General features: G+C 53.9%; 8 protein-coding genes. 5 read left to right on the forward strand and 3 right to left on the reverse strand.

Annotated features, from left to right (window positions below; genetic code table 11):
* Positions 1 to 5 precede the first annotated feature (5 nt).
* Both KV190_RS09165 and KV190_RS09170 read left to right on the forward strand, forming a co-directional pair.
* Positions 6 to 3,320 (forward strand): EAL domain-containing protein, encoded by a 3,315-nt coding sequence (locus KV190_RS09165; protein ID WP_460192974.1) that lies wholly within the window; start codon positions 6 to 8, stop codon positions 3,318 to 3,320.
* 82 nt (positions 3,321 to 3,402) lie between these two features.
* Positions 3,403 to 3,792, forward strand: a complete 390-nt coding sequence (locus KV190_RS09170; protein WP_460192975.1) for a hypothetical protein — start codon at positions 3,403 to 3,405, stop codon at positions 3,790 to 3,792.
* On the opposite strand, the gene KV190_RS09175 is transcribed toward KV190_RS09170, so the two are convergent.
* Positions 3,789 to 4,265: a Dps family protein gene (locus KV190_RS09175; protein ID WP_460192976.1), complete on the reverse strand. Its 477-nt coding sequence runs from the start codon at positions 4,263 to 4,265 to the stop codon at positions 3,789 to 3,791. The genes KV190_RS09170 and KV190_RS09175 overlap by 4 nt on opposite strands.
* A gap of 193 nt (positions 4,266 to 4,458) precedes the next feature.
* Between KV190_RS09175 and KV190_RS09180 the strand changes: the two genes are divergently transcribed.
* From KV190_RS09180 to asnS, 3 genes are all read left to right on the forward strand, one after another.
* On the forward strand, positions 4,459 to 5,415 hold the full coding sequence (locus KV190_RS09180) for an FHA domain-containing protein (RefSeq protein WP_460192978.1): 957 nt from the start codon (positions 4,459 to 4,461) through the stop codon (positions 5,413 to 5,415).
* 68 nt (positions 5,416 to 5,483) lie between these two features.
* Positions 5,484 to 7,874 (forward strand): endonuclease MutS2, encoded by a 2,391-nt coding sequence (locus KV190_RS09185; protein ID WP_460192980.1) that lies wholly within the window; start codon positions 5,484 to 5,486, stop codon positions 7,872 to 7,874.
* Positions 7,875 to 7,885: 11 nt separating this feature from the next.
* Positions 7,886 to 9,274, forward strand: coding sequence for an asparagine--tRNA ligase (gene asnS / locus KV190_RS09190; RefSeq protein ID WP_460192982.1), 1,389 nt, complete (start codon positions 7,886 to 7,888; stop codon positions 9,272 to 9,274).
* 1 nt (position 9,275) lies between these two features.
* Here asnS and trpB read toward each other — a convergent pair whose 3' ends face one another.
* Together trpB and KV190_RS09200 are read right to left on the reverse strand one after the other, a co-directional pair.
* Positions 9,276 to 10,517 carry a tryptophan synthase subunit beta gene (gene trpB, locus KV190_RS09195; protein WP_460192983.1) on the reverse strand — a complete coding sequence of 414 codons (1,242 nt, stop codon included), beginning with the start codon at positions 10,515 to 10,517 and terminating at the stop codon, positions 9,276 to 9,278.
* Between the two features lie 48 nt (positions 10,518 to 10,565).
* The gene (locus tag KV190_RS09200; RefSeq protein WP_460192984.1) at positions 10,566 to 11,342 is read right to left on the reverse strand and encodes a DUF1350 family protein; all 777 of its coding nucleotides are present in this window, start codon (positions 11,340 to 11,342) and stop codon (positions 10,566 to 10,568) included.
* Positions 11,343 to 11,403: the final 61 nt, after the last annotated feature.

The raw sequence follows: 11,403 nt of genomic DNA on the forward strand, positions 1-11,403 counted from the left end.
TTGTGATGCCGCACGCACGTCTGGCGGCAGGGGTGGATGCTCTCAGTGCGATCGCTATCTGGCTGACAGCCTTTTCAATCACAATGATGACGGTTTGGCCACGTCCAGCCACCCTCGATCGCCTGCAACTGCTGCACCAGAGCAGTGGTCTCGCCTTAGTTCTTATGGGGCTAGCGATCGCGAGCGAGGTGACGAACCTTTGGTCTGGAATGCGCCTCAGGGAAACCTTCGACTTAGCCACCTACGAGACCCTGTTGCGGCCATTGGCTTTTGTCGGCTTAGGTGTGGGGCTATGGGGCGTGAGTGGAATCCCCCAGTGGCAAGTGATCTTGAGTCAAGGGGGAGCGATCGTCAGCAGTAGTTTATTGCTCCTAGAATTGTTAGAGTTTGCTTACCAGTGGCCACAGGCCGCTAGCCTCAGCGACATTGGCAGAGTGATAGCTATCATTCTCCTGTGCTTTCTAAGCACTAGTTTGCTGCAATTGCGTCCCCATCGAGGCCTGATGCGCTACTTTTGGGCACCCACAGCAGGGGGGATACTGTTGCGGCAATTGTTGCCTTGGGTCATTATTGGCCCAGCAGCGATTGGCTGGGTGGTGGAATTTATTCATCACGACCTCAACCTAGTGAACGGTACCGTTGCCCAAGAAACTCAAGTCATTACGACTATCATGTTTTTTGTCGGGTTGCTGGCCGTTGGCGTCCGTCGGATTAATGAACTGGAGCAAGAACGACAATCGTTTTACCGCGCCTACACCGAGATTGAGCAAATTTTCCGCAGCAGTATCTTTTTATCGCCTTTTCCGATGGTTTTAGTGGCTGCCGATGGCCAACTGTGGCTCATGAATCGGGCATGGCAGGAGGAAACTGGTTACAGTCCCAGTGAGATCACCACATGGCAGCAGTGGTTGGCTGTTGCTTTTCCCCAAGAGGCTCAGCGGCAGTGGGCAAGTGCGGAATTCCAGCGTTGCCTCAAAACCCATGAGCGAGTCGAGCATGGTGATGTCAAAATCTACACCCAGTGGGGGGAGGAGCGCATTTGGCATATGGTCTCCATTCCCCTACAACTCACCGTTAGTAATCAACATTTGGTTTTGGTTACGGCAGTGGATGTCAGTGAGCAGCGGCAAATGACCCAACAACTGGAGGCCAACAAACTGGAACTGGAGTCCCAAGTGATTGCGCGAACGCTGGATCTACTGGAAGTCAATGCGGAACTACAGGCCTCAGAAGAAAAACTGAATCAACTGTTGGATCGTGCCGATGCCTTTGTCAGTCAACTGCGGGCTTTTCCTGATGGGTCTTGGCGCTATGAATATCTCTCCCAAGGGCACCTGCGTATTCTCGGCTATAGCCCCTTTGACTTTAAGGAAAACCCCGATCTCTGGCGATCGCGCGTCCCCCCCGAGGACTGGGAAGCCTATCATCGTCCCTTTCGCGAGAAATTACTGCAAGAGGGCTGTGCCCACACCGAATACCGCTTTCAACACCGCGAGGGGCATGACCTGTGGATTTCCCTCAATGCCAGCGCCGAACGCCAAGGGGATGGCAGTTATCTGATTACCTGTGTGGGCGTGGATATTACCCAGCGCAAAAAAGCGGTTCTGGCGCTCGCTGAAAGTGAAGCCCGTTTTCGCCAAATGGCGGATTCCTCAACATTAATGATCTGGCTAGCGGACACGGAGGGTAAAGTTGAATTTGCCAACCAAACCATTCTCAAATTTCTAGGCACGTCCCTCGATGAACTCCTCGGCTGGAACTGGTTGAACTTTGTTCACCCGAGCGATCGCTCCCGTGTTGAGGAAACCACTCGCCAAGCGATTCAGCAACAACAGAGCTATGAGATTGAGTACCGTATTCGGACTGCTCAAGGGGTTTACCGCTGGGTCTTGGAGCAGGCAGCACCCCGCTATGACGAAAATGGCACCTGTATTGGCTACATTGGCTCTGGCCTTGACATTACCAACATTAAGCTGGCGGAAGAAAAACTGCGCCATGCCGCTTGGCAGGATAGCTTAACAGGACTCCCCAATCGCACCTTTTTGACTCAGAAAATCGATCAGTTACTGGCTGCCTATCATCGCGGTGAGATTCTGCCCTTTGCCGTCCTGTTCTTGGATTTAGATCGGTTCAAAGTTGTCAATGACAGTTTGGGGCATGGTGCCGGCGATGAGTTGCTCTTAGAAATTGCCCATCGCCTACGGTCGAGTATGCGCGAGCAGGACACCCTTGGCCGTCTGGGGGGAGATGAATTTATTGCCATTATCGAAAATATTCAGCAGGTAGAGGATGTTTATGAGTGTGGCGATCGCCTGCGCTATCGCGTCAGTGAACCCTATGTGCTTAAGGGAACTGAAGTCAGTGTGGGTGTCAGTATTGGGATTGCCTTGGTCAATTCTCGCTACCACAGTGCGGGTGAACTGCTGCGGGATGCCGACATTGCCATGTATGCCGCCAAGGCACGGGGACGCAATTGTATGCAACTCTTTCAACCAGAGCACCACCAAGCGGCCTACACGCGGCTGCACCGTGAACAGGAGTTTCGCCGTGCCCTAGAGCAAGAGCAATTGGAGATCTTCTATCAGCCCATTGTCACGCTGAATCATGGCAGCCTTGTGGGGTTTGAAGTCTTGATCCGCTGGCAGCATCCTGAAGCCGGTTGGATTAGTCCGACGGAATTTTTGCCCTTGGCTCTGGGGTTGGGGTTGGCAACCAAACTGGATGAGTGGGTACTCCAGAAAGCTGTGGCAACACTTCGCGCTTGGCAACAACTGTTTGGTTCAGAAATGGCTGACTTAACCCTCAGTGTGAACATTTCCGACGCCTTTTTTGACTCTGGCCAAATGGTGAACCGACTCAAATCCCTTCTCAAAACCTATGGTATCCGTGGCCAGCAACTCATTTTAGAGATTACCGAGCAAGTGATCATGGGCAATCCAGAGCTGGCGCGAGAGCAACTAGAGGCACTCCAAGCCATGAAAATTCGTTGTAGTATTGACGACTTTGGCACCGGTTATTCTTCCCTCAGCCGTCTCAGTCAACTGCCGTTGTATGCTCTGAAAATCGATCAGTCCTTTGTCCAAGGGATTGAGACCAGTTTTCAAAATTTAGAAATTGTGCGTGCCATTATTAGTTTGGCGCAGGCGATTCAACTGGAAGTGGTGGCTGAAGGCATTGAAAATACCTATCAAAAGCAGTGCTTGCAACAGTTGGGCTGTCAACGGGGACAGGGATTTCTCTTTAGTCAGCCATTGTCAGAAGCACAAGCTCGCCAGTTAGTAGAGGCAACTGTGGCGATTCGGCAAGCGGAAAGCAAATAATTGTTGCACTGAGATAAAAAAGCAGTGCCCCCCAGAACCCATTGGCTATCGTTGAAAAAGAAAACCAACTGGAGAAAGCCCTATGGGACAGCAGCAGATCACCACTCTCCTTCTGACTGTAATGCTGGGGGGAGCGATTGCCCCAGTGACCTTCTCGACGGTGGCCGTTGCCCAAGACACCAATCCAGAACCGATTAACATCGCTGAGTTGGTGCGTGCCCGCAACTATGCCCGCCAAGCCGCAGAACGTGCCAATGGTGGATTAACCCGTTATCGAGCCGAGCAGTCCATGCATGGCCCTGTGCGTGAAGCCCCCTATGTGCGCAATGCCGACGGCTCCTACACGTTTCGGATTTTGGGCTATCGGGTAAGAAATGGCGTCCCCGAATCCATACCCAGCATTGAAACAGTGGCTACTGTGGCTCCCGATGGTCGCACCACCATTGACTACAACGGCCCAATCCGCAACTAACTGACCAAGCCATCGCCTTTGGCCAAAAACTCCTTGAGGAACCAGCGATGTTTTTGGTGAGTTTGCACTAAGCGGGTGTAGAGATCGGCGGTACCAATATCACCAGCCTCAGTGGCGATTTCGGCATCTTGGTGCATTTCAGTAATGATCAGCTCATGGTTGGCGATCGCTTCCTCGATCATTTGCTTGACCGTGAGTTGGCCACTGGAGGGGGTGACTGTTGCCACTTTTAGGTAGTCTGCTGGGTCTGCCACGGGTTGGCTATCGAGCATGAGGCTACGCTCAGCCAGTTCATCAATCATGGCAAAAACCTCTGACCCCTGTTCTTCAAAGAGCAGGTGTAAATCGCGGAACAGAGGGCCATAGGTCAACCAATGGTACTTTTTGTAGTTCAGATACATGACCACTGCATTGGCCTGTTCCCGTTTCAGCGTGGTCAGCACTTGCTCTTTCAGCGTTGTTGTTGTACTCATAGCGGTCTCCTTTGACAGTCATTGAACTGTCCTGTCTTACTTAATCATACTCATAACGAGTACGCTTTAGCAACCTGTAGGGGTACTACTGCCATTCTATTGACATTAAGATGAAGATGGTTCCTTGCTGCTCAACAACGTTAGGATAAACAGCATAATAATCAACTCAATTTAGTGTTTTTTAGCTGCTCCTATGGATGCTTCGGCCAATCGCCCCGACACCTACGTTCCCCACCTACAATCGCCAACTCGCTCTGGTGAACAGCAGCGGGGGTTCATGCGTCCCAGTGAGCTGATTCTGGCGGCACCCACACCGCGATTATTATTGCACTCAGTTTACATGCAACGTTCAATTGTGTTGGAGCAGTTACCTGCTTGGCAAATTGGCCGAAGTAAAGATTGTGATATTGTCCTACCCGATCGCTGGTGTTCGCGGCATCACATTCGCATTGAGCGTCAGGCGGATCATCGCTATCGTTTGACCGACCTCAAGAGCATGAACGGGACATTTATCGGTAATAACCGTATCCACGCGCCCCATATCCTCAAACACGGCGATCGCATTTCCATTGGGGAGTCAGAACTAGAATACATTGACCTGCGGGATGTGCCGAGTCCTCACCCCTACACCAATCATTCCCATGAGAGCAAGGGTCAAGTCACGGTGTTGATGACCCACTCTTCGCGTACCCAAGGGGAAATGTGGCGGGAATTATTGAACTCCCAAGGGATTTCGACGATTTGGGCAACTTCCCACTTTGAGTTAGAAAAAATCATTGCCCATGTGGAGTCCCTCAACTGCAAAATCAGCCTATTGCTCTTGGATTTGGGGATGCCAAAAACCAATCCCTACGATTTTTGTCGCCAGTATCGCCAGCGCTATCCAGAAATGAATGTCATTCTCCTCAGTGGCATGCGCACCCGCGTCCATGAATCAGAGTGTAAGTGGGCGGTCAATCAGGGCGCGATGGCACTCTTTGCGGGTTTGCCCCGCGAAAATATGTTTGGGGATCTCACGAGCATTACCGAGCGATTGCAAACGATCGCTAAAGCCATTGAGTGGACCTACTTCAATCCTGAAGCCCTCACCAGTACCCTCCTGAAACTGCAAGATGCCGTGGATACCGAGATGTCGGGGATTGTCCTCTAGAACCGCTGCACGGATGAGTAAGCAGTGCTACAGTCAGTGGAAGTAGTGTTTTCAGCAGATGGCGAACATTGGTTGTTACAACGTCACAAATTAGTGCGCTCGATAAATCCCTAGGGCGGCTGGAGTGGCCGCGTCTATGTCAGCAGTTGGCAACGTTTGCTTCAACAAAGCGGGGGATGCGTCAGCTTCAAGGGGGAGACATCCTAGGGAGTACCCAAGCGGCTAGTCAAGTGCTGTTGGCGCAAACCGCAGAGATGATTGCCCTAGAAACAGTGCACCAAGTGCGCTTAGATTTCAGCCAAGTGACGGATATTGAACCTGCCCTTGAGCGACTGGATCATCAGGGCTGTTTACAAGGCACGGAATTACTGGCGATCGCCCACCTCTTGAGTGCCGCGCGGCAACAGCGGCGTCAAATTGAGGAGCACGAGCAACTCAATGAACTCCAACAACTGGTGGCTGGGGTTCGTACCTATCCTGAGGTGACTCAAGAGATTTACCGCTGCATTACCGATCAGGGGCAAGTGAGCGATCGCGCCAGTCCAGAATTAGCTCAGATTCGTCAGCAGCAACGGCAGTGTCGCGCCCAAGTCCAGCAGCAACTTCAGCAACTTCTTCAGCAGCGAGCAAGTGCCATTCAAGAGGCGGTGGTCACCCAACGGCGCGATCGCTATGTGTTGGCCGTCAAAGCCACCCACAAAGACCAGATGCCGGGGATTGTCCACGATCTCTCCGCCAGTGGTGCCACGCTCTACATTGAGCCACAGGAAACCATCGACCTGCAAAACCGCCTGCAACAACTCGCCCATCAGGAGGCTGAGGCCGAACGCGCCATTTGCCAAGCCCTCTCGGATCAGTTGGCCACGATTAGTGATGATTTGTGGTATTTGCTCGATGTGCTGACCACCCTCGATATGGCGGTTGCCCGTGCCCACTATAGTCTCTGGTTACAGGGAAACCCACCGCAATTTGTCAGTGATACGCGGCTGCACCTGAAGGCCTTGCGCCATCCCCTCTTGGTGTGGCAGGAGCACCATGAACAGGGTCAGACAGCGGTTCCCATTGACATTGAAGTGCAGCCCGCCACGAAGGTGGTGACCATTACCGGCCCGAATACGGGGGGGAAAACAGCCACGCTGAAAACATTGGGATTGGCAGCCCTCATGGCCAAGGCAGGGTTGTATGTAGCGGCGGCAGCACCCGCAGAGTTGCCTTGGTTTACGGGCATTTGGGCAGACATCGGTGATGAGCAGTCCCTCACCCAAAACCTGTCCACGTTTTCCAGTCATATCTGCAATATTCGCGATATTCTCACGGAACTGGAGGTGGCAGGCGGCAATACGCTGGTGCTTCTCGATGAAGTGGGGGCAGGCACGGATCCCAGTGAAGGTACAGCCCTAGCGATCGCCCTGTTGCGCTATCTGGCAGAGCACGCCAGTCTCACGTTTGCCACCACCCACTATGGCGAACTCAAGGCCCTCAAGTATCAGGACAGCCGCTTTGAAAATGCCTCCGTTGAGTTTGATGAGGAGACCCTAGCGCCCACCTATCGGCTGCTGTGGGGCATTCCGGGACAATCCAATGCGTTGGCGATCGCCCAGCGGTTGGGGCTACATCCCAGTATTGTTGAAGGTGCCAAGGCCTTTTTGAGCGGTGACAGCAACAGCGTCAATGAGATGATTAGCGGGCTAGTGGCACAACGCCAAGTGCAGGAGTCGAAAACCACCGCAGCGGCAACCCTGCTTCGCGATACTGAAGCGCTCTACCAAGAAATTGCCACCAAAGCACAGGAACTGCGACAACGCCAGCAGCAACTTCGTCAACAATTGGAAGAAGAGGTACGCACGGCTCTCAGTAGGGCACAGCAGGAAATTGCCAAAGTCATTGCTCAACTGCAACGCGCCAACAGTCCCGAGCAGGTACAAGCTGCCCAAACAGCCCTGCATCAGATTGAGAAAACTTATTTACCACCCCCCCCGCCCGTTGGCTTTATTCCTCAACCGGGCGATCGCGTTCGCTTGCCCCAATGGCAACAGGTGGGCGAAGTCCTCAGTGTCAGCCAGCAGGGAGATATTGTCGTCCAAGTGGGTTCCGTGAAATTTACGGTGCCGCCCCACGCCGTAGAGTCCCTCAAGGGGGAACCGGTACGCACACCGTCTAAACCCAAGCCCGGCCCAGCTCAAGCTCCCTCCCCACCCCCTTCTCGCACTCCAGCACCGGCCATTCGCACAGAGAACCGTACCCTCGATCTGCGGGGCAAGCGCACCCATGAAGCAGAACCTCTCCTAGAGGAATTTCTCAACCGCCAGCAGGGAACGGTTTGGATTATCCACGGCCACGGCAGTGGTGCCCTCCGCCAGTTTGTGCATCAATTTTTAGATCAGCACCCCAGCGTTCAAAGCTATCACCTTGCGCCTCCTGAAGAGGGTGGCCGGGGAGTAACCATTGTGCAGTTATAGGAACAAGACCCATGCAGCAGCGGATTAAGGATATTCTTCATCAAGGTCAAGTGGGCGATCGCGTCACCGTCAAGGGCTGGGTGCGCACCAAACGCGAACTCAAGGAATGTACGTTTGTCAACGTCAACGATGGCTCAACCCTAGCTGGATTGCAGGTGGTCATTCCCAACACCGTGGCAGCAGCCACGCCAGCCATCAAAGACCTGACCACAGGGGCTGCCGCAGAATTCAGTGGCGAACTGGTGCGTTCCCCCGGCAAAAACCAAGCCATTGAACTCCATGCCCAGCAGATTCACCTTTGGGGCGGTGCCGATCCCGAAACCTATCCCCTGCAAAAGAAACGCCACAGCTTTGAATTTCTACGCACCATTGGTCATCTCCGACCGCGAACCAATACCCTAGGCGCCGTGATGCGAGTGCGCAATGCCTGTGCCACCGCCATTCACCAGTTCTTTCAGGAGCGGGGATTCCTCTGGGTACACACCCCAATCATTACTGCCAGTGACTGCGAAGGGGCTGGGGAACTCTTTACCGTCACCACACTGGATTTAGCCCAGCCGCCCAAAACCCCAGAGGGGAATATTGACTTCAATCAAGACTTTTTTGGTCGTCGTGCCTACCTCACCGTCAGTGGCCAATTGGAGGCAGAAATTATGGCCACAGCCTTTACCAATGTCTATACCTTTGGTCCCACATTCCGCGCCGAAAACTCCAATACCTCCCGTCACCTTGCCGAGTTTTGGATGGTGGAGCCAGAAATGGCCTTCTGTGACCTGATGGCAGATATGGAACTGGCGGAGGCCTTTTTGCAGTTTGTCTTTCGCTATGTCCTTGACCACTGCCCAGAGGATATGGCCTTCTTTCAGGAGCGGATTGATAATAGCGTCATGGCAACTGCCGAACAGATGGCCAGCCAACCCTTTGCCCGCCTCAGTTACAGTGAAGCCATTCAAGTCCTTGAAAAGAGTGGCCGCGCCTTTGAATTTCCCGTGGCTTGGGGACTAGACCTGCAATCAGAGCATGAGCGCTACCTTGCTGAGGAATACTGCCAGCGCCCCGTGATTGTCTATGATTATCCCGCTGCCATCAAAGCCTTCTATATGCGCCTCAATGAGGATGGCAAAACCGTAGCAGCAATGGATGTCCTCGCACCCAAGATTGGCGAGATCATTGGTGGCTCCCAGCGGGAAGAGCGCTTTGACGTATTGCAGGAGCGAATTGTGAGCCAAGGCCTAGACCCTGCTCCCTACTGGTGGTACTTGGATTTGCGCCGTTATGGCAGTGTCCCCCATGCCGGCTTTGGTCTCGGCTTTGAGCGGCTGGTGCAGTTTATGACGGGGATGGACAATATCCGTGATGTCATTCCCTTTCCCCGTACACCGGGGAATGCGGAGTTCTAGCTCAGGGGGTCTGCTGTGCCTCAAAGTAGCGGCCAATCGTTTCCACGTCCTTATCGCCGCGTCCTGAACAATTAATGACAATGTGCGGCTGCCCCGTCAATTGTGGGCATAGCGTTTCCAGATAGGCCAAGGCATGGGCGGTTTCGAGGGCAGGGAGAATCCCCTCTAACTGCGCTAGGCGCACACAGGCAGCCACAGCCTCAGCATCGGTGACACTGTAGTATTCTGCCCGACCAATGTCCTTGAGGTAGCTATGCTCTGGCCCCACGCCCGGATAGTCTAAACCGGCACTGATGGAGTGAGCCTCAACCACCTGACCATCGGCATCCTGCAAGAGATAGCTCATGGCGCCGTGGAGTACCCCCACTTCCCCTTTGGTGAGGGTGGCAGCATGGTGACCCGTGTCCACCCCTTGGCCAGCGGCTTCAACACCAATCAAGCGCACTTGGGGTTCCTCGACAAATTCATGGAAGAGTCCCATCGCATTCGAACCACCGCCAACACAGGCGAGCAAAATATTGGGCAGCCCGCCCCATTTCTCAAGGCACTGCCGCCGCGTTTCCGCCCCAATAACGGCATGGAATTCCCGCACTAGCATTGGGTAGGGATGGGGCCCCGCCACTGAACCCAAGATGTAATGGGTGGTTTCAACATTCGTCACCCAATCACGAATCGCTTCCGAGGTGGCATCTTTCAGAGTTCCTGTACCGGCACTGACGGGCGCCACTTCTGCTCCCAATAGACGCATCCGCAGCACATTTAACCGCTGCCGCTCCATATCCTGCACCCCCATGTAAATCACACATTGGAGACCAAAGCGGGCACACACCGTTGCTGTAGCCACGCCATGCTGACCGGCACCCGTTTCCGCAATAATGCGCTGTTTGCCCATGCGTTTGGCAAGGAGGACTTGCCCGAGGGCGTTGTTGATTTTGTGGGCACCCGTATGGTTAAGGTCTTCACGTTTCAGATAGATCTGGGGTTGGGCTTGATCATGGGCATAGTGGGCGCTGAGGCGTTCGGCAAAGTAGAGGGGACTAGGGCGACCCACATAGTCTTGGAGAAGTTGCTGCAATTCGGCTTGAAAGTCAGGGTCTTGGCGGTAGTGGGCAAAGGCTGCTTCGAGTTCACTAAGGGCGGGCATCAGCGTTTCGGGAACATACTTGCCACCAAAGCGACCAAAGCGACCACGGGGATCGGGGCGAGCAGCGGCACTGAGGGCAGCAGAGGGGGCAACAGTCACGGGCAAAGTCCTTTTTTCATCAAGGGTTCCTTATGTGATTGTGCCACGCTACGGGCGGGAACGGCGGGCAGTGCCCAAGGGATTGAGCCACTCCAACAGACATTCCTCAAGAATCTGCATTTCGGGAAAGAGACTTTGCTTGATCCACTGGCCGACGGCATCTAGGGGAGAAAATTCGGCGCCGACTTGCCACTTGAGTCCTTGGCTGAGGGGGGTGAGGTGGTTCCCCGGTAGCTTCAAGGCAGTGACCATATCGCCAAATTTGGCTCTGAGGAGACTGCGCAGGCGGGCTGTTTGGTCAATATCGTCCTCTTGGAAACGGATCAAGAGATTACGGCGCACAGGATAGCGCTCTTGAATCAGTTTTTCGGTTTCTGTCGGGCTGGGGCTGAATTCGACACCCACGGGGGCAAGGTTTTCCATCCAAGGAATGGATTGACTGGCGGGGTAGTTGTTGAAGGCCATGAACATATTCCCAGCGCGATCGCCATCGTAGAGGCTATTGATCAGCAGGTGGAGCTTGCAGCCCATACTGTGTCCTAGGCCGTAAATGGGCAATGCCGGCGGGTAGCCTCGGCGATAGATCAACCAATCAAGGGCATAGTCGAGTTTATTCAGCACATCGAGGGCGATCGCCCCATGATCAAAGCTATTCACAAAAGGCGTGGCAATAATGCCATAGCCCGCCTCCGCTAGGTGCTCCAACAAGCGCCGATAGGTCAATTGCGGTGCCGCTGCCACAAAAGCTCCCCCCAGAAAGTGAATCCACCCCAAGGGGCGCTGGGGAAGACACAGCCAACTGCCGCGAACCTCTTGCCACTCCAAAATTCAGTCACTCCAAAAATGCCTAACTGACTGTAATCTAGCGAATACGGCAAATGCAGTG

This window comes from Thermosynechococcus sp. FA-CM-4201, assembly GCF_054689355.1.